14 protein-coding genes and 1 tRNA gene are annotated in these 19,647 nt (G+C 70.3%); 12 read left to right on the forward strand and 3 right to left on the reverse strand.

Annotated features, from left to right (window positions below; all coding sequences use genetic code 11):
* The first annotated feature begins 40 nt into the window (after positions 1 to 40).
* The 8 genes from ACR68M_RS23845 to ACR68M_RS23880 all read left to right on the forward strand — a co-directional run bounded on the left by ACR68M_RS23845 (position 41) and on the right by ACR68M_RS23880 (position 11,636).
* Positions 41 to 113: transfer RNA gene (locus ACR68M_RS23845), tRNA-Ala, on the forward strand.
* 114 nt (positions 114 to 227) lie between these two features.
* On the forward strand, positions 228 to 1,532 hold the full coding sequence (locus ACR68M_RS23850; protein ID WP_441246141.1) for a hypothetical protein: 1,305 nt from the start codon (positions 228 to 230) through the stop codon (positions 1,530 to 1,532).
* 214 nt (positions 1,533 to 1,746) lie between these two features.
* A complete protein-coding gene (gene leuS / locus ACR68M_RS23855) occupies positions 1,747 to 4,632 on the forward strand; it encodes a leucine--tRNA ligase (protein ID WP_441246142.1) in 2,886 nt (961 codons plus the stop codon).
* 248 nt (positions 4,633 to 4,880) lie between these two features.
* Complete coding sequence (locus tag ACR68M_RS23860; RefSeq protein ID WP_441246143.1) at positions 4,881 to 5,597, forward strand: hypothetical protein; 717 nt, start codon at positions 4,881 to 4,883, stop codon at positions 5,595 to 5,597.
* 56 nt (positions 5,598 to 5,653) lie between these two features.
* Complete coding sequence (locus ACR68M_RS23865) at positions 5,654 to 6,523, forward strand: DegV family protein (protein WP_441246144.1); 870 nt, start codon at positions 5,654 to 5,656, stop codon at positions 6,521 to 6,523.
* 87 nt (positions 6,524 to 6,610) lie between these two features.
* Entirely contained in the window at positions 6,611 to 7,429 is an 819-nt protein-coding gene (locus tag ACR68M_RS23870; RefSeq protein WP_441246145.1) for a helix-hairpin-helix domain-containing protein, read from the forward strand.
* A gap of 24 nt (positions 7,430 to 7,453) precedes the next feature.
* On the forward strand, positions 7,454 to 9,985 hold the full coding sequence (locus ACR68M_RS23875) for a ComEC/Rec2 family competence protein (RefSeq protein WP_441246146.1): 2,532 nt from the start codon (positions 7,454 to 7,456) through the stop codon (positions 9,983 to 9,985).
* A gap of 40 nt (positions 9,986 to 10,025) precedes the next feature.
* Entirely contained in the window at positions 10,026 to 11,636 is a 1,611-nt protein-coding gene (locus ACR68M_RS23880) for a recombinase family protein (protein ID WP_441246147.1), read from the forward strand.
* Between the two features lie 877 nt (positions 11,637 to 12,513).
* On the opposite strand, the gene ACR68M_RS23885 is transcribed toward ACR68M_RS23880, so the two are convergent.
* Positions 12,514 to 13,338 (reverse strand): recombinase family protein, encoded by an 825-nt coding sequence (locus ACR68M_RS23885; RefSeq protein ID WP_441246148.1) that lies wholly within the window; start codon positions 13,336 to 13,338, stop codon positions 12,514 to 12,516.
* A 675-nt stretch (positions 13,339 to 14,013) separates the two neighbouring features.
* Complete coding sequence (locus ACR68M_RS23890) at positions 14,014 to 14,748, reverse strand: XRE family transcriptional regulator (RefSeq protein WP_441246149.1); 735 nt, start codon at positions 14,746 to 14,748, stop codon at positions 14,014 to 14,016.
* Between the two features lie 162 nt (positions 14,749 to 14,910).
* Here ACR68M_RS23890 and ACR68M_RS23895 point away from each other — a divergent pair, with 162 nt between their 5' ends.
* From ACR68M_RS23895 to ACR68M_RS23905, 3 genes are all read left to right on the forward strand, one after another.
* Positions 14,911 to 15,135 carry a hypothetical protein gene (locus tag ACR68M_RS23895; RefSeq protein ID WP_441246150.1) on the forward strand — a complete coding sequence of 75 codons (225 nt, stop codon included), beginning with the start codon at positions 14,911 to 14,913 and terminating at the stop codon, positions 15,133 to 15,135.
* 1,136 nt (positions 15,136 to 16,271) lie between these two features.
* Positions 16,272 to 17,525, forward strand: coding sequence for a 2-isopropylmalate synthase (locus tag ACR68M_RS23900; protein ID WP_441246151.1), 1,254 nt, complete (start codon positions 16,272 to 16,274; stop codon positions 17,523 to 17,525).
* Positions 17,522 to 18,253, forward strand: a complete 732-nt coding sequence (locus tag ACR68M_RS23905) for a hypothetical protein (RefSeq protein ID WP_441246152.1) — start codon at positions 17,522 to 17,524, stop codon at positions 18,251 to 18,253. The genes ACR68M_RS23900 and ACR68M_RS23905 overlap by 4 nt, the downstream gene beginning before the upstream one ends.
* Before the next feature lie 23 nt (positions 18,254 to 18,276).
* Here the strand turns inward: ACR68M_RS23905 and ACR68M_RS23910 are convergent, their stop codons facing one another.
* Positions 18,277 to 18,507 (reverse strand): hypothetical protein, encoded by a 231-nt coding sequence (locus ACR68M_RS23910; RefSeq protein ID WP_441251698.1) that lies wholly within the window; start codon positions 18,505 to 18,507, stop codon positions 18,277 to 18,279.
* Positions 18,508 to 18,646: 139 nt separating this feature from the next.
* On the opposite strand from ACR68M_RS23910, the gene holA reads away from it, so the two are divergent.
* Positions 18,647 to 19,642 carry a DNA polymerase III subunit delta gene (holA, locus tag ACR68M_RS23915; RefSeq protein ID WP_441246153.1) on the forward strand — a complete coding sequence of 332 codons (996 nt, stop codon included), beginning with the start codon at positions 18,647 to 18,649 and terminating at the stop codon, positions 19,640 to 19,642.
* Positions 19,643 to 19,647: the final 5 nt, after the last annotated feature.

Raw genomic sequence — 19,647 nt, forward strand, 5'->3', positions numbered from 1 at the left:
CGATGTCGCCGGGGGAAACGCCGGGGACATCGAAGGTCAAGGGGCTGTAGCTCAGTTGGTAGAGCGCTTGCATGGCATGCAAGAGGTCCGGGGTTCAATTCCCCGTAGCTCCACAGGCACAGAGGCCGCCTCCCGGAAACGGGGGGCGGCCTTCTGCTTTCCCGGCTCTCCCGTGCTTTACCCCGGGGAGCTTTCGCCGGGCCGGGCCCGCCGGTTACGGTCGTCGCATGGCCGATCTGGCGCGGAAACGAAACGAAGAGCTCGCCCGGATACTGCACCAACTCGGATGGAGCCCCGAGCGGCTGGCCCGCGAGGTCAACGCGGCGCTGCCGGCTGCACTCGCGATCAGCTCGACCGCCCCCTACAAGTGGCGCGACCGGGGCATGGTGCCGAGGGCGCCGCACGACCAGGCCGTCTGTGAGGTGCTCAGCCGCACCGTCGGCATGGCGGTGACGTACGAGCAGCTCTGGGGCCAGATGGGAAGCAGCCGGGGCGCCAAGATCCTCTCGCCGCGCCTGCTCACCGACCCGTGGACGGCCGACACCGCCCAGACCGCGCTGCGCGAGGCCGGGGCCGATGCCGCGCCCGTACGCCTCACCGACCTCTTCCGGGGCGACGAGCTCGAACAGGCCGCCCGGCACTGGGCCTCGCCCCCGCCCGAGGTCACCGGCGGCGAGGGCGCCCTGCGGATCGCCACCGAGCAGCTCGCCGACCTGCGGCTCAGCTACGAGAGCAAGCAGCGGCTGGAGCGCACCTACGGCGGCGGGCTGATCCTCGACCTCGCCAAGGCCGAGCTGGCGATGACCGGCAAACTGCTGGAGCTCGGCGCGTACGACGAGCGGCTCGGCCGGGAGCTGTACGGCGCGGCCAGCCGGCTGGCCCGGCTGGTCGGCTGGGCGAACTACGACATGGGCAACGACGCGGCCGCCCAGCGCGCCTTCGTCGCCGCGCTGCGGGCCGCCCACGTCTCGGGCGACCCCCGGCTCGGCGTCAGCGTCGTCGGCTGTCTGGCGGTGCAGGCCACCCACAACTCCGGCGGGCGCGGGCTGGACGCCGTCGCGATGCTCTCCACCGCGCTGCGGGCGGCCGACGAGGTGCTGACCCCGCGTGAACGGGCCCTGCAACTGGGCCGGATAGCCCGCGCCCACGGCAAGAAGGGCGAGCAGATCAGCGCCGAGGCCGTCGCCGACCGGGCCTTCCTGGCCCTGGAGGGCGAGGACGGCCACAGCCAGGAGCGGGCCGACCTGGAGGGCATGGTGGGGGAGGGCTACCTCTTCCTCGGTGACCACGAGCGCGCCCAGCACCTGCTGAGCGGCGCCGTCACCGCCCTCGCGCCCGAACGCGCCCGGGTCAAGGCCCTGTTGATGGTCCGTCTGGCCGAGTCGTACCGCCGTACCGGCGAGCACGAGGAGGCCGCCCGGCAGGCCGACCAGGCCCGGCAGCTGGCGGCGGGCATGCAGTCCGCCCGGGTCGCCCGCGCGCTGCGGGACTTCGACGCGGCGGTCCGGGGCGAACTCCACGTGGCGGGCTGAGCCGCCCATGGTGTGGTCACCCCGGCCGGGCCGCAGGCCGCTTGCGGTACCCTGAGCCCATGCGAACCGTGCGCCTGCTCCTTAGCCGGCCGCGCTGACGAGTACCGGCTGAGCCTTCGGGCGGTGCCGGAGTCGGCGTGGCGTCCCCTCCTGCGAGGGGCTTTTTTGTTTTCGCCGCCAGTTCGCCAACGACATCGATGGAGCTTGAAGGACCATGAGCGAGACGACCCCTGGCGCGGCTGAGACCGCGACCGAGCCCTTCCGCTACGGCGCTGCGCTGGCCGCCGAGATCGAGTCCCGCTGGCAGGACGTCTGGGAGAAGGAGGGCACGTTCCACGCCCCCAACCCGGCCGGTGCCCTGGCAGACCCGGCCGCCGGTGACGTCTCCGCGAAGCCGCACAGCTTCATCATGGACATGTTCCCGTACCCGTCGGGCGCGGGCCTGCACGTCGGCCACCCGCTGGGCTACATCGCGACCGACGTCTACGCCCGCTACCAGCGGATGACCGGCCACAACGTGCTGCACACGCTGGGCTACGACGCCTTCGGCCTGCCCGCCGAGCAGCACGCGGTCGCCACCGGCCAGCACCCGCGCATCACCACCGACGCCGCCATCGCCAACATGCGCCAGCAGCTGCGCCGCCTGGGCCTGGGCCACGACCCGCGCCGTTCGATCTCCACGATCGACCCGGACTACTACCGCTGGACGCAGTGGATCTTCCTGCAGATCTTCAACTCCTGGTACGACGAGGCCGCGCAGAAGGCCCGCCCGATCAGTGAGCTGATCGCGCAGTTCGCATCCGCCGAGCGCGAGGTGCCGGGCGGCCGCGAGTGGTCCGCGCTGTCCGCCGGCGAGCGGGACGAGCTGCTGGGCGAGTACCGGCTGGCGTACTCCAAGGAGGTGCCGGTCAACTGGTGCCCCGGGCTGGGCACCGTGCTGGCCAACGAGGAGGTCACCGCCGACGGCCGCTCCGAGCGCGGCAACTTCCCCGTCTTCAAGTCGAACCTGCGCCAGTGGATGATGCGGATCACCGCGTACTCCGACCGCCTGATCGCCGACCTGGACCTGCTGGACTGGCCCGAGGCCATCAAGCTGCAGCAGCGCAACTGGATCGGCCGCAGCGAGGGCGCCCGCGTCGACTTCGCCGTGTCCTCGGTCTCCGGCGACCAGGCGATCACCGTCTTCACCACCCGCCCGGACACCCTGTTCGGCGCCACCTACATGGTGCTGGCCCCCGAGCACGTGCTGGTCGACTCGATCGTCCCCGCCGCCTGGCCGGCCGAGACGCACGAGGACTGGAAGGGTGGCGCCGCCACCCCGGCCGAGGCCGTGGCCGCGTACCGCGCGGAGGCCGCCGCCAAGTCGGACGTCGAGCGCCAGGTTGACGCCAAGATCAAGACCGGCGTCTTCACCGGCGCGTACGCGACCAACCCGGTCAGCGGGCAGCCCGTGCCGGTGTTCATCGCCGACTACGTGCTGATGGGCTACGGCACCGGCGCGATCATGGCCGTCCCGGCGCACGACCACCGCGACTTCGCCTTCGCCCGCGCCTTCGACCTGCCGATGCGCTGCGTCGTCGAGCCGACCGACGGCCGCGGCCAGGACCCGCACGAGTGGGCGGACGCGTTCGACACGTACGACTCCGTCATCGTGAACTCGGCGCACGACAGCCTGTCCCTGGACGGCCTGGGCGTCGTCGAGGCCAAGGCCGCCGCCACCGCCTGGCTGGCCGAGCGCGGCATCGGCGAGGGCACCGTCAACTACCGCCTGCGCGACTGGCTGTTCAGCCGCCAGCGGTACTGGGGCGAGCCCTTCCCGATCGTCTACGACGAGGACGGCGTGATGCACGCGCTGCCCGAGTCGATGCTGCCCGTCGAGGTCCCCGAGGTCGAGGACTACTCGCCGCACACCTACGACCCGTTCGACGCCACCTCCTCCCCGAAGACCCCGCTGTCCCGCAACGAGGACTGGGTCAACGTCGAGCTGGACCTGGGCGACGGCGTCCGCTCGTACCGCCGCGAGACCAACACCATGCCCAACTGGGCCGGTTCCTGCTGGTACGAGCTGCGCTACATCGACCCCGCCAACAGCGCCGCCGTGGTCGACCCGGCCAACGAGGGCTACTGGCTGGGCCCGACCGAGCAGAAGCCCGGCGGCGGCGCCGACCTGTACGTCGGCGGCGCCGAGCACGCCGTGCTGCACCTGCTGTACGCGCGCTTCTGGCACAAGGTGCTGCACGACCTGGGCCACGTCTCCTCCGTCGAGCCGTTCCACAAGCTGTTCAACCAGGGCATGATCACCGCCGACGTCTACCGCGACGACCGGGGCTTCCCGGTGCCCGCCGCGGAGATCGAGGAGCGCGACGGCAAGTACTTCTGGCAGGGCGAGCAGGTCAAGCGCGAAGCCGGGAAGATGGGCAAGTCCCTGAAGAACGCCGTCGCGCCCGACGCCATCTGCGACGAGTACGGCGCCGACACGCTGCGCCTGTACGAGATGTCGATGGGCCCGCTGGACGTCTCCCGCCCCTGGGACACCCGCGCCGTCGTCGGCTCGTACCGCTTCCTGCAGCGCCTGTGGCGCAACATCGTCTCCGAGGCCACCGGCGAGCTGGTCGTCACCGACGAGCCCGCAGACGAGGCGACCCTGCGCGCACTGCACAAGGCCATCGACGGCATCCGCGGCGACATGGCCGGGCTGCGCTTCAACACCGCCGTGGCCAAGGCGATCGAGCTGAACAACTTCCTGGTCAAGCGCGGCTCCACGCCGCGCGAGGTCGCGGAGCAGATCGTGCTGATGGTCGCGCCGCTGGCCCCGCACATCGCCGAGGAGCTGTGGCGCCGCCTGGGCCACGACGGCTCGCTGGCCCACGCCGACTACCCCGTCGCCGACCCGGCGTACGTCGTCGACGAGTCGGTCGTCTGCGTCGTCCAGATCAAGGGCAAGGTCAAGGCCCGCCTGGACGTCGCCCCGACCATCTCCGACGCCGAACTGGAGGCGCTGGCCCTGGCCGACCCGGCCGTCGTCGCCGCGATCGGCGACGCCCCGGTGCGGAAGGTCATCGCGCGGGCCCCAAAGCTGGTGAACATCGTCACCGGCTGATGCACCCGCCGTGCCGACGGCCCCGCTCCCCCGACCCGGGGGAGCGGGGCCGCTCTGCTGATGCGTGGTAGCGGCGCTTGGTACCGGGGCTGCCCCTAGGGCGTCCCGGAGGGGGAGCCCCGAGTCACCCCTGATCTCTGGCGGATTGTCCGTTCACCATGCGATCGGGACGACCGCTCAGGCTACGGTGGAGTCTCTGGCGTCGGGCGCGTGCCCGGTCGCGTGGCCCGGTTGGAAGGTGGCGCGAGATGGATGCCCTGGGTGTGCTCTTCGGCCTGATCCTGCTCTTCGGCGTGGGCGTGCTGACGCTGCTGGTGGTGGCCGCCGTCAAGGCCACCAAGGCCGTCGCCGCCAAGATCGACCACCACGAGGCCATCGCCCGGCGCACGGTGGAGAACGTCACGCTCAAGGCGAAGAGCTACACCAAGCCGGGCGCCCAGGGCCGACTCTCGGCCGTCCGACTCGCGCTGCGCACCTCCCTCGACGGCACCCGCAAGGTGCTGGAGTCCGCCCTCGCGCAGGACTCGCAGCTCGCCGAGTCGCTCCAGCTGCTCGCCCGCCTCGACGCCCACGCGGCCGAACTCGACGGCGAGCTCCGCATCCTGGAGCGCGAGCCCGACCCGGCGCGGATCGAGGCCAAGCTCCCTGAGCTGCGCGAGCGCGCCGACCGGATCACGCACGCCGCCGAGTCGATGCGCTGGGCCGCCCAGGACCGGCTGCACCGCTTCGCCGACGACGAGCTGTCCCGGCTCAGCGAGGAGTGCGAGCAGGAGGCGGGGGCGCTGCGGCACTGGGACACCGGGCCGGCCACTGCAGGGCCTGCGGGGCCCGCGCCGTCCGACACATCTGCTGACGCGCGTGCTGCTGGGCCGGGGCGCAATGGCCTCCCGTTCGGGGCCCAGTTGAACGCGGAGGAACTCCTCGGGCTGGCCAAGCAGCGGCTGCGCAAGCCCTCGGCGAGCTGACCCCTCGCGTACGGGGTCGCTGTCTTCTGGGCCGTACGGGGAGTAACCTCCGCCTCATGCCCGACCACCTCGCACTTGTCACCGATTCCACGGCCTATCTCCCTCAGGACGCTGCCGACCGGCATCGGATCACGGTGGTCCCGCTCAGTGTCGTGGTCGGCGACGAGGTCCTGACGGACGGTGTGGAGATCTCCCCGAAGGACGTCGCGGAGGCCCTTCGCGCCAAGCGCCGCGTCACCACCTCCCGCCCGAACCCCGAGACCTTCGCCGCGGCCTACCGCGCGGCGGCGGAGGCGGGTGCGACCGGGGTCGTCTCGATCCACATCTCCGCCGAACTCTCCGGCACGTACGAGGCCGCGCTGCTCGCCGCCGCGCAGGCGCCGATCCCCGTCCAGGTCGTCGACAGCCGCCTGGTCGGCATGGCGCTGGGGCACTGCGTGCTGGCAGCGGCCGAGGCCGTCGAGGCGGGCCTCGGGCCGGCCGAGACGGCGGCGGCGGCGAGCCGTCGGGCCGACCTGACCACGGGTTTCTTCTACGTCGACACGCTTGAGCACCTGCGGCGCGGCGGCCGGATCGGCGCGGCCCGCGCCCTGCTCGGCTCGGCCCTGGCGGTCAAGCCGCTGCTGCACCTCTCCGCAGGCCGGATCGAACCGCTGGAGAAGGTCCGGACCGCCTCCCGGGCGATCGCCCGGCTGGAGGAGATCGCGGTGGCCCAGGCCGCAGCTGCCGGGACGGAGGTCGACATCACGGTGCACCACCTGGCCGCCGAGGACCGTGCCGAACCGCTCGCCGAGCGGCTGCGCGAGCGGGTGCCGGGGCTGCGCGAGTTGTCGGTGAGCGAGGTGGGCGCGGTGATCGGTGCTCACGTCGGGCCGGGGATGCTGGCGGTCGTCGTCTCGCCGCGGCTCTCAAACTCACTCGTCTGAGGGGCTCGGGTTATCCACAACCCCTGGTTATCCACAGGTTTCTGACGACTCGTCGAATTGTACTGGGGCTGCTCTAGCGTCCTCGGCATGAGGACCATGACCCCGGGCGCCACGCGGCGCCGAGAGACCACCGAGACTGTCCGCGACCGGATCTCGACCCTGTTCCCGGCTGATGACGGCTGGGGTGGTGAGGCGCAGACCGCGCCCGATCCGCCCGAGCCCCCTGCTGCTGCGCCGTCGCCCGAGGTGGACGCGGAGTGGGAGCCGTCCCCGCCACCCCCGCCACCGCCCAGGTCGGGTCTCGGGCTGCACCCCGGCCTGTTCCTGGACCGGAGAGCTCTCGTCGGGCTGACCGTCCTGCTGCTCCTCGCCGTCGGGTACGCCGTGCAGCACTTCTGGCTCGGCCGCCCGCAGGAAGTGCACGTCCCGCTGCTCGCGTCCGGCTCCCCTTCCGTCGCCTCTTCGCCCTCGCTGCCGCACAGTGCGCAGGCACCGCCCGGAGCCGAGGTGGTGGTCGACGTCGCGGGCAAGGTGCAGCACCCCGGGCTGCGCTCGCTGCCGAACGGCGCCCGGGTCGCCGACGCCCTGCGGGTGGCCGGCGGCCCACTGCCGGACACCGACACCGACAGCCTCAATCTCGCCCGGGTGCTGACCGACGGCGAGCAGATCGTGGTCGGCGGCCCCGCCGCACCACCGGGCCCGGCCAGCCCCAGCGCGCCGCTGAGCCTCAACCACGCCACCGTCGAGCAGCTGGACACCCTGCCGGGTGTCGGTCCAGCCCTGGCCCAACGCATCGCCACATTCCGCCGCCAGCACGGCGGCTTCAGCACCCTCGACCAACTCCGCCAGGTCAGCGGCATCGGCGAACGGAAGTTCCTCGATCTCCGGTCCCTGCTGACGCTCTGAGGCCCACCTCAGGAGGTGGCACCTGTGAATTCCGACCTGCGGCTGATCGCCCCAGCCATCTCCGCCTGGGCTGTCACCGCCGCCACCCTCGGCGTCGGCCCGGCTCACCGGCCCTGGCTGCTCCTCGCCGCCGGGGCGGCCCTCGCCGGCGCGCTCCTCCTGCTCACTGTCACGGCTGTCATGGCTGTCACCGGTGGACACCGCCGCACGGCCGCCGTGGTCGCGGCCGTACTCCTCACCGGGGCCGCCGCCACCGTCACCACGCTCCTGCACACGGCGGACCTGCACCGGGGGCCGCTCCCTTACCTGGCCAGGCAACCCGAGCCAACCGAGCTGACCGAGCCGACCGGACCGACCGGACCGACCGAGCTGACGGTCGAGGCGACCGTCGACGGCGACCCCAGGGCCCACCGCTCCCGGAGTCAGGGCACGACACCGGCCCAACCCCTGCTCACCGTCAGGGCCACTGTCGACCGCGTCAGCCTCCCGACCGCCGCCGATCCGGTAGCTGGCACTGGCCCGGCCCCCGTACACACCCGGACACCGGTCACGCTGATGATCCGATCGCAGGATGCAGCCGACTGGCGGCCGCTGCTCCCTTCCACCCGCCTTCGCGCCGACGTACGCGTCCTCCCCGAGGCCGGGCGTGCTCCGGGCGCCGCCGCCGAGTCCTCCGCCGTTGTCCTGCTCGTCCGTGGCCCGCCCCGGGTGCTCGCGCCGCCGGACCTGCCGCAGCGGCTGGCCGGGCGCCTGCGAGCCGGGCTGCGCCGGGCCTGCGACCACCTGCCGCCCGACACCCGGGGCCTACTCCCGGGGCTCGTGGTCGGCGACACCTCACGCCTCCCCGACGACCTGGCCGAGTCCTTCCGGGCCACCGACCTCGGCCACCTCACCGCCGTCAGCGGCGCCAACCTCGCCATCGTCCTGACCGTCCTGATCGGTGCCCCCTCGCGCGCCGACAGCCCCGGCCGAAGTGGCCTGGCCGGAGCCCTCGGTCTGTCACTGCGCGCCACCGCACTGCTCGGCACCGCCCTGACACTGGCGTTCGTCACCGTCTGCCGACCCGACCCGAGCGTGCTCAGGGCAGCGGCGACCGCGCTGATCGGGCTGCTCGCCCTCGCCACCGGGCGCCCCCGGCAGGCACTGTCCGCGCTCTCCGGCGCGGTGCTCGTCCTCGTCCTGCTCGATCCCTGGCTCGCACGCTCCTTCGGCTTCGTCCTGTCCACCCTCGCCACCGCCGGGCTGCTCACCCTCGGCCCGCGCTGGACATCCGCCCTGCTGGGCCGCCGGTGGCCGCGCCCACTGGCCGCGGCCGTCGCCTCGACCGCTGCCGCACAGGCACTCTGCGCACCCGTCACCGTCCTGCTGGCGCCACGCGTGAGCCTGGTCGCCGTGCCCTGCAACGTACTCGCCGAGCTCGCCGTCGCCCCAGCCACCCTGCTCGGCTTCGCCGCCCTCGTGGCCGACCCGGTCTCGTCCGCCGCCGCCCGCTTCCTGGCCGATCTGGCGGCCCTGCCGACCGGCTGGCTGGCAGCCGTGGCCCGGCGCGGAGCCGCCCTGCCCGGAGCGCAACTCGACCTACCCGCCGGGCTGTTGGGCGCATCGACGCTGGCGGTCGCCACGCTCGCGGTGGCCTGGGCAGTACGGCCCTTCGGGAGTCGGAGCCCCCGCAGGGGCCGCACCGGGCAGCCGCGTCACCGACGGCTGGCGCTGGTCGCGGTGCTGGGCGCGGCGCTGCTCGCCGTCCTGCTGCGGCCGCCGCTGCTCACCAGGATCGCCACCGGCTGGCCGCCGGACGGCTGGCGGCTCGTCATGTGCGACGTGGGTCAAGGGGACATGACGGTGCTGCCCCTGCCCGCGCCCTCCGGGGAGTCGACGGACAGTGCGGTGGTGGTCGATGCCGGGCCGGATCCTCGGGCTGCCGACGAGTGCCTGCGCGCGCTCGGTGTCACTCGGGTGCCGCTGCTGATCCTGTCTCACTTCCATGCCGACCATGCGGAGGGTCTGCCGGGCGTCCTGCGTGGGCGCAGCGTCGGCGCTCTCCAGGTGACGACGTCGGACAGTCCGGTGGGCGAGCGGGCCCGCGTGCTCGGGTGGGCGGCAGCGGCGCACCTCCCCGTGGTCCGGGCCCAGCGCGGTGAGCGCCGCACGGCGGGGCCGGGGCTCTCCTGGGAAGTCCTCTGGCCCGACGGGCAGTCCAACCCCGCCGCCCCCGGCGCGAACAACTCGAGCGTCGCCCTGCTGGTCTCCGTCGGCCTGCCGCCCGAGGCGTTCCGCTTCGCCCTGCTGGGTGACCTCGAACCACCGGCCCAGTCCGCCCTGCGGGCCAGACCGCCGCCCGCCGTGGACGTCCTCAAGGTCGCCCACCACGGCTCGGCCAACCAGGACTGGCAGCTGACAGCCGCCCTCGCCCCTCGGCTCGCCCTGATCTCCTGCGGCCGGGACAACCCCTACGGACGCAACTTCCAGTTCTGGAGAGCGTGCCGTGGCGGCATCAGCGCAGGTCAGAGGGCCAAGGAATTTCGTGGGTTCTTCCGATGGCATGAAGAACTCTGAGACAACGATGCTTCGTGGAGTGCGGGTCATACGACTGTCCGTGCTCACCGACGAGACCACGTCACCCGAACGGCAACGGGAGGCGGACGACCGAGCAGCCGCAGCCCTGGGCATCGACTTCGGCGGACGTGAGGCCGTGGACCTGGGCGTCAGCGCAAGCAAGACGACGCCGTTCGAGAGGCCGGAGCTTGGCGCGTGGCTTCGCCGACCTGACGAGTTCGATGCGCTGGTCTTCTGGCGGTTCGATCGTGCGGTTCGGTCGATGGACGATATGCACGTGCTTGCCCAATGGGCGCGTGAGCATCGAAAGATGATTGTGTTTGCCGAGAGTCCTGGTGGTCGGCTCGTTCTGGACTTCCAGAACCCGCTGAACCCCATGGCTCAACTAATGGTCACACTCTTCGCCTTTGCAGCGCAGATGGAAGCTCAGGCGATTAGGGAACGCGTCATAGGGGCGCAGGCAGCTATTCGCGTCATGCCGCTTCGCTGGCGCGGTTCCCGTCCGCCTTACGGCTACATGCCTGCACCGTTGGAGGGCGGCGGCTGGACCCTAGTACCCGATCCCGAAGCGGTTGGGGTAATTGAGTGGATAATTCGAGAGATCATGGGCGGGAAATCCGCTGCCGCTGTGGCCGCTGAGCTAAACAAGGATAGCGTTCCTTCCCCTCGGGATTACTGGTCATTGAGGCAGGGGCGCAGCACAGGAGGAAAGACAGGAGGGAAGCCCGGCGAAACCGTTGTCCGGGAGAAATTCGCGTGGCGCCACGGGGCTATCAAGGAACTCCTGACCTCGGAAAGGCTTCTCGGCTGGAAGATGCATGGGAATAACCCGGTGAGGGATGGTGAAGGGCAGCCCGTCATTGCCACCCTGGAACCTATCGTCACCCGTGAAGAATTTGATGCGATAGGCGCAATGTTTGCTGCCCGCTCAATTGATAACCGAGGTTCGGACCGCCAAGACACCGTTGCCCTGCTTCTCCGAGTCATTAACTGCGCTGGATGCGGCGAAAGGATGTATCTTCACCGGCCATCCGGTAAGTCGACCTGCAAGGCAGAGACTTACAAGTGCGGTGCATACACTCGCGGGGCTCAATGTGACAGTCGCGCAACTGTGAAGCGGGAGTGGGCAGATGAGTACGTAGAGCGTGAGTTCCTACGTATCGCAGGCGGCGTCAAGTTCACACAGACACGCGTAATCCCTGGGTACGACCCTGCGCCGGAGATAGCGGCCACGCTGGCGGAGTTTGAGGAACACCAGAAGCAGGAAGGGCGGCAGAGGTCGAACGCAGCCCGGATGGCATGGCAGGGGAGGGCTGACGCCCTGGACAAGCGTCTATCCACCCTGGAAATGACCCCGAAGCGCGAAGCGCGAGTCGAGACTATCGAAACGGGTCGCACGCTGGCGGACGAGTGGCACGCACAGGACGTGACCGGCAAGCGCCACATGCTCATTGATGCAGGCGCTGTTCTCAGGGTCGCGCGGGGCGGTCGCGGAGGATGGCGAAAATTGGACGAGTCCCGCGTGAGCCTCAGCGTCCGAGGCGGCGAATATGCTCCGGCGATTGATGAATTCATAGCTATCGCGGAGGCGGAAACGGCCCGGCCGAATGTTCCTCGTGTTCCCGGCGCCAAGATTCGCGTAGCAGCGTAAGGCGCCCGTTCGGCCCTGGGTAATTAGGTGGGTTCTCTGGTAGGTAGAAACGTCGAGATACGACGTGGCTAGGCCGCCTCAGCCGCCGGGATACGTCGCATTAGGACGAGTAGACCACCATGGCCGCACTGACTTGCCGCGAGATTCGACGGGCAGCCCAGTCCGTTGAAACGACAAACGACCGATACATGGATGGTGAGCCCACGTGGATAGCACAACTTACGCAGAGATTTGCTGCGAGCTGAAGCGCGCTGAGGAGTTCGCGTGGAAGGCGATAATGGGCAAGCAGGGGGACGCTGAGCTTGCCCACGAGTTCGTACGGCGGGCCCTGGAGCTCGCCAGGAAGGCCGCCGACGCTCCCGCATGCCAGGGCCCAGAGTGCGCGGATGCCGTGCCGTACAAGGGCACGGGGCGCCCACAGCGGTATTGCTCGCGTCGTTGCAGGGACCGGGCCCGCTACCAGGAGCAGCGCCAGCGGACGGCGACGTGACGGAGGTTTCGGCCGCCCGTTGATCATCTCTCTCGCCGGGGAGGGATGACGAATGACGGTTCTACTATCTTTTTGAGGTTGCTATAGAAAACTCTATACAAAACTCAAAACAGGGTTCGGAACGTCATTCGTCATCCGGGCCCCTCTCCGCTGTAGCTGGCTCGACAGGGAGCCCGGAACTCCCCCCGAGGGCTGAGAGGCCACGGAGGCCAGTCAGCCGCCGTTCGCAGTCCGAGCGACGCGGGCGACCCGAGAGGTATGCGAGGCGCTCAGGGGTGCCCTGGGGGCCCTTCCTGGGCCATCACGTGGCGTCGGAGCTGGCGTGAAACGTCAGAGGACCACCTACCCGGCTCGATAGGTGGTCCTCATTGTGTGTCGTGCTGCGCCTTACTCGGCAAGTGCCCGGTACAGGGTCGCCCGGCTGATCTCCAGCGCCTTCGCGATGCTGGTCACGCTCTCGCCCTTGAGCTGGCGAGCACGGGCCACGGCGAGCTTGTCAGCGTCCACGACCGTGGGGCGTCCGCCATGCCGACCGTTGCGCGCTGCCGTGTCCAGACCTTCCATGGTCTTTTCCCGGATGCCTTCCCGCTCGACCTCGGCGCTGATGGCGAGTACTGCGAACAGCATTGCCCCAGCGTCGGGGTCGTGAATGCCCTGAAGTGGGCCGGACAGGATCTCCAGCTGAATGCCGTCCTTTTGCAGAGCCGTCGAGAGTGCCATCAGCTCTGCTGCGCTGCGTGCCAGTCGCTTCATCTCGTGAACGGTCAGGATCACCGCTTGGTCGGGCGCTGCCGTCTTGATCTCCCGTGCCAGCGTGAGCGCTCCCTCAAACTCCGGCCGGATCTTGATCCGCGTGCTGATCTTCTCGGAGAAGATCTTCGTGCAGTGTGCCCGGCTCAGCGCGTCAAGCTGGCTCTGAAGCTCCTGACGGGCCGTGGAGCAGCGCGCGTACCCGATCCGGATGGGAGCGCCGGGGGCAGCGTCAGAGGTCGCTGTAGGCACTGCTGCGCACTGCGTCCACACCTTGCCGGGGTTGCGGTCGGCCGGGGTCTTGATCGTCAGCTCAGCCTTGAGCGAGGGTACGAGCGTGAACCGTCCCGTGTGGTAGCTGGCAGCGACCTTGCCCGCTGTGGTCCGGCAGGGGCTTCCGGCGGGTGCGGTGCACTTCGGGCAGTCGTTGCGCTCGACCTGGGTTGCTGCGTTCGTCGTCATGGGTTTGATCGTCTCATAAAGGTGTCTTGAAACATAGAGTCTGATGAGACGGATTTTGAGACGCCAAACTGGGTTGAATCGGACATGATTCGGCGGCTCTGTCGACCGTCTCATATTCGATCGTTTGTGAGACTGGGAGAGGGTCCTCGGGTCGGCGCTGCCAGTGGCCTGACCGCCTCAGCGCAGGAAGGCCAGGAGCGCGGCGCATGCGGATGCCAGGGCGGAGACCACGATCACCGTGTCGTACAACATCCGGCGCCGACGCCTACGAAGCAATGCGCAGGTCGAGCCCCACGCCCCCAGCTGTAGCTTGCTGCTGGTCGTGACGGTAGCTGTCAAGGTCAGGCGGTGCGTGCGGGGCTGCTTGCTGGGCGTGGGCATTGCGACCTCCTGGCGGCATTCTCGGCCGACTAGGAAGGGAATCCAGCTGGTAGTGCCGGGTGCCACCAGTGAAGCACGCTAGGAAGATCAAATGAGGCGTGACAGATCCCGGCTGTCGGTCATCGGCTCACGCGCCTAGCTCAGCGAGTGTGACTCTGTGAGGCACGGTAGGCGCCGGGGGGTGGGTCTATCTCTGGCGTAACCGGCCGTCCGGACCCAGCCCAAGGGCTGACGCACAGCTCCGCGAAATTGGCACCTGGGGGTCTGCGTTGGGTGGGCGGAGGTGCCTTCTGGTCAACCCAGTGTCACGGGCGTGCCGCGCTCCCATAGCTCTTCGGCGTGGTCGGAGAATCGCGACCACATGCCACCTTCGCCCTGCCCGCGCAGGTGCATCAACGGGGAGTCGTGACCGACCAGCCTCGCCAGGTGAGGTGTGACCAGTGCGGCATGGTCGAATCGGAACACGGACAGGCTTACGTGGTTCATGGCGTCCGCAGGGGCTGAGAATCGAGCCTCCAGCCCTTCCAGCGGCCCGAGGCGGCGTAGGTGCTCCAAGGTGATCCGCACCCGCGTAGAGACCGATAGGGCCACGTCTTCGATGGCTTCCCGCTGGCGCGTTACCTCGCCGTCAGGGTCACCCATGAGGAACCGCACTCGACAGCCCGCCTCGGTCTTCCGGCGCAGGGTCTCGATTAGGTTTGGCTGCTCCAACCACAGGAAGTAGTTGGTGTATCCGGCGAAGTAGAGATCAGTCCTGGCGTCCTTGATCAGCTCGCCCCACACGGTCGAAGGACATGCTGACCGATATGGGTAGCTGCGGACGATCTCCCGATCGGGGCCGGTCTTGAAGACGTCCCGAACTGCCTTCGGCCACAGCATAGTTGAGTCAACTCCCAACGCCTGGGCGGCGTCCTCACGGTTCCGCGCGTGGGGGATCAGGTGGTCGTCCGATAGCCAGCGTTCGACAGTCTTGCCCGACACTCCTACGCGGCCCGCCAGCTGGCGTGGCGAGAGACCAGCAGCGGACATAGCTGATCGTAGGGCAGTGTTCAAGGCTTCCCCCAGGGACGTTTGGGCGTTCTACGAATCTACCGCCGGAACCGTCCAACTGTCCGCCGCACGGTGCAGATTCGTCCCAAAGGGCAGGCCATTGTGGGCCCCATGACGATCCGTCTACCCGGGGAGCAGCCCATGTCAGCAGCAGTGCACGCCGAACGGCCCGCCCGAGTCAGCGCACGGGACTCGGCAGCGAACGACCTCCGGGCGGCCCTCCGAGCACTGGGTATCTCCGTCATCGTCCAGGGCGGCCCGGACGTGTTCGAAGAGTCGGGCATCTCGTGGGTAGCCCTTGCGAGCCACCTGAAGGAGGAGGAAGCGGCGCTCATTGCAGCGACCCTCCGCAAGGGCATGAGCTAGTGAGCGCGCCGGAACCGAGCTTGCCGTGGTGGGCATTCGATGACGACAGCGCGGCAGACCTGGACGCCGTAAGGGCCCCCCTGACGCCCGAGGAACACACCGACGCCCCGTTGAGCCCGGAGGCCCGGGAAAGGCGCGCGAGGCTGCTCTCACGCGTCCATGAGCTCAATCACCGTGGGTGGGTCGGACGATGACGTACCCGTATTGGCAGATCGGCCGTGCGCTGGACGTGATCTTGGCGAACTCTGCGCCGATCCGGGCCAGGCTCCGCCTGAGCGGGGAACCCGATCTCCACCCCAAGTCTCCCGCTGTTGCACTGGAAGCCATGCCGAGTAGCAGCGGGCCCGCCCTACCGCCGGATGAACCGAGCCAACGCCCGGGGCGGTAGGGCACTCAAACAGCCCACACAACAAGGAGGGTGCGGGGTGGGGAAAGCCTTCCCAGACTCCGAGCGTCCGTCTGCCTCGCAGTTACGGCTACTGCTCAGCGAGGTGCGCCGGGCGGCTCAGCAGAAGCGCGACGCTGAGGCCCGGCTGAAAGCGGCAGCAGTGCTAGCCCGCGAGCACGGCGCCTACTGGGCGGAGATAGGCGACGCGGCGGGGTGCGACCGGCTCACGGCGCGGACACTCACCACCCGCCGGTTACCGGACCTCCGGAATCCCGCCAACCTCGCAAAGTGGCAGGCCGCCATGGACGCCAAGATGCGCGCCCTGTGAACCGCCCCGTCCGTGTGTCGTCCCCCGTGGCGCATGGGCGGGGCTTCACGCTGCCTCCGGCCTGCGGTACCTTCCAGAACTACTAGTCAGGTCCGTATGGCAACTCCTACGGCCACCCCTCCCCACACACCGTCGACCAACTACGAGCCCTCGGCACCACCGTCCTGCGCACCGACCAGTCAGGAGACATCGCCGTCCTCGGCGACCACCGCACCCTCCACGCCGTCACCCACCCCCACCGCCACCCCTGACCAACCGGACGATGGCGTGAAGCTCAGTTCCCACGATCGGGGGAGGTTCGGGATCTTTCGCTGCTGTGGCGCTCTGCGGGCCTACAGTTCGGTGCTGTCTGCCCTTCGTCGGTGGAGGGCGAGAGCGCCGGGCGGCCCTGCGGGATCGTTTCGGGGATCGGGGCCGGCCGTGGGTGGGGATCTCGTGCGGGAGTCCGCGTTGGCGGGCCGGGTGGTGTTGTGGGAGGAGTCGGCGCGCGACGGCGCGCAGGCCAAGACGCTGATGACACCGGACTTCCGGGTGCGCCTGGCGGTCGAGCAGGGGCGGATCTTCGGTGCTGACGGGCCTCGGCACGTGGTGTTCGCAGCTGGCTTCCCTGCCGTGTGCGCCGAGGAGTTCGAGGCGGTACGGCGGGTGGCGGTGGAGGCCGAGGGCGCGGTGAGCGTGGCGGCGGTGTGCCGCGGGACGGCTGCCGATGTCCGTCAGGCCGTCGCGTCGGTACGGGGCACTGCACACGTGCGGGTGATGGTGATCGTGCCGGCCTCCGAGGCGATGGCGCAGGTGATGACCCACCGTCCCGCCCGCGAGGCCCTGGAGGCCGGGGTCGCGCTCGTCAAGGAGGCCCGCGGCCTGGACGACCAGGTGGCGGTGGACGTCTGCCTGGCGGACGCCTTCCGCGCGGATCACGGCTTGGTGGCCACCTGCGCGGCCGCGGCGACCGCGGCCGGTGCGGGGACGGTGATCCTGGCGGACACCGTCGGCGACCAGCTTCCGGTCGACGTCGCGGCGATCTTCGTCCGGGTGCGGGCGGGCGCCGGCGAGGAGGTGGTCCTCGCCTCGCACCTGCACAACGACCTCGGGCTCGGCCTGGCCAACACGTTGGAGGCCGTGCGCGCAGGCGTGCGGGTCCTCTCCAGTTCGTGGCTGGGGCTCGCGGAGCGCAGCGGCATGGTGGCCACCGAACAACTGCTCTTCCTGCTCGCCCACCGGGCCGAGCACACCAGGGCGATCCTGGGCGAGGACGCCGATCCGTGGTGGAGCGCGCCGGACCTGACCCGCCTGCCCGCCATCGCGCGGATGGTCTCGCAGGAGACCGGGGTGCCGCTGAGCGTGACGACACCGATCGTCGGGACCGGGGTCGGCACAATCTCGACCGGCACCCCCTTCGTCCACCCCCACCTGTTCCAGCCCTACGACCCGCAGGAACTTCTGGGGATCACCCCGAGCGTGGTCCTCACCCACCTGGCCAGTGCCCGCGTGGTGACGGCGGTCGCCGCCCGGCTCGGCCACGACCTGGGCCGCGAGCAGGCGCCCGCGGCCATGCGCTGGGTCAAGACCCAGGCATACCGCACCGGCCGGGCTCTCGTCGACGAGAGCGCGTTCGCCGGTTACCTCGACGGCCTGAAAGACGCAGCGCGCGCGACGACGGAAGGCACGCTGTGAACCCCGAGCCCGGCACCGTGGACATCGACCGTGCCCGCCGGACCCTCAGCACCGGGGCTGCGGTGGTCCTGCCCAACCCCGCCCCGCTGACGTACACCGTCACGGCCACCGATCCGCGCGCGGTCAACACGGCCAAGGGCCGCCCCGCCGACCAGGCCGTCGCCCTGTGGGCTCACCACCCCCAGACCCTGACGGCCCTTGCCGACGCCCTCGCGCTGGACGACGAGCACGTCACCCTGGCCCGCCGACTGCTCACCGAGGAGCGGGTGACCCTGCTGGTGCCACTGCGCGTCGGCGGCCACCGGCCTGACTGGCTGTCACCGGCGAGCCAGGACGGCTGGGCCCTGTTGTTCGGCACCCGCTGGGCACCGCTGGTCCCGCTCCTCGACGGCTTCCCGGTCCTCTACGTGAGCAGTGCCAACCGCACCGGCTGCTCGCCGGCCGCCACCACCCGCGACGCCGTCGCGATGTTCCCCGCAGGCACTGCCGTCCTCGGCACCGCCTCGCTCACGGACGACGAGCACAGGACCGCCGAGCACAGTGCCGACGAACGCAGTTCCCCCGAGCGAACTGCCGCTGAGCAGCCCCGCAGCGCGACCACCACGTTGCGCCTGTACCCCGACGGGCAGCTCGGCCTGCACCGCCACGGAGCCCAGGACCAGGCGTACCCGAGCACCGAGCGGTACCTCGACCACGTCCTCGCCGCCCACAGGGGTGCGGCGAGGTGAGAGGCCCGAAGCACCCCGCGTGGTCAGTCCTCCTCGCGCCAGCCGTCGTGCTCGGTGGCGAAGGAGTCGAGTGCGGCGAGCTGTTCGGCTGTCCAGCCGCTGTCCTCGGGGGCTTCGAGGACGACCAGCCACTGGGCGTCCTCGGCGTCGTCCTCCCCGGCGAGGGAGTCGCGGACGAGTTCCAGGTCACCGAGGTCGGGCCGACGTGCGGAGAGCTCTTCGAGGGCGGTCTCGGCAGTGTCGCGGTCGGGCATGACGAGAAGTTGGCGGGCGAGATTGAGAGTCACCCGTATATTTTGCAATCCGCCTGAACGGCTCGGGCAGCACCCCCTCCCACAGACCCTCGCCCGTCCGGCCCGGAGCTGTCGGTGGCGCGTGCGATCCTGGTAGGCGATGGCCAGGAAGAGTGCACCCGACGACCTGCTCGCCCCGCTGACCCTCGCGGTCGGCCAGGAGGAGCTGCTGCTCGACCGCGCGGTCGCCCAGGTGGTGGCCGCCGCCCGAGCCGCCGACCCGGACACCGACGTACGGGACGTCGCCCCGGGCGCCCTCCAGCCGGGCAGCCTGGCCGAGTTGACGACGCCTTCGCTCTTCGCCGAGCGAAAGGTCATCGTCGTCCGGGCCGCGCAGGATCTCTCGGCCGATTCGGTCAAGGAGGTCAAGGCGTACCTGGACTCCCCGGCCGACGAGGTGATCGTGGTGCTGGTGCACGCCGGTGGCGTGAAGGGCAAGGGCCTGCTCGACGCCGGTCGCAAGGCGGGCGGCCGTGAGGTGCTCTGCCCCAAGATGACCAAGGCCGGTGAGCGGCTCTCCTTCATCAAGGGCGAGTTCCGCACGCTCGGCCGGGCCGCCACCCAGGAGGCCTGTCAGGCCCTGCTGGACGCGCTCGGCGGCGACCTGCGGGAGCTGGCGGCGGCCTGCAACCAGCTCACCGCCGACGTCGAGGGCACCATCGACGAGACGGTCGTCGCCCGCTACTACAGCGGCCGCGCCGAGGCGACGGGCTTCGAGGTCGCCGACCTGGCTGTCACCGGTCGGGCCGCCGAGGCGCTGGAGCGGCTGCGCTGGGCCCTGGCCGTCGGCCAGCCCCCCACCGGCATCACGTATGCGCTGGCCTCGGGTGTCCGCAGCATCGGCCGGCTCGCGACCACCGGCCGGAACATGCGGCCCGCCGATCTCGCCCGCGAGCTGGGCATGCCGCCGTGGAAGGTCGACCGCGTCCGTCAGCAGATGCGCGGCTGGACGGGCGATGCCGTCGCCACCGCCCTCACCGCGATCGCCCAGGCGGACGCCGCCGTCAAGGGCGGCTCGGACGACCCGGCCTACGCCCTGGAGCGAGCCGTCGTCGCGGTGGCCCGCGCCGCCCGCTCCGGCGCCCGCGCGTACTGACGGGC

This window comes from Kitasatospora sp. McL0602 (genome assembly GCF_052076145.1).
Classification (GTDB): domain Bacteria; phylum Actinomycetota; class Actinomycetes; order Streptomycetales; family Streptomycetaceae; genus Kitasatospora.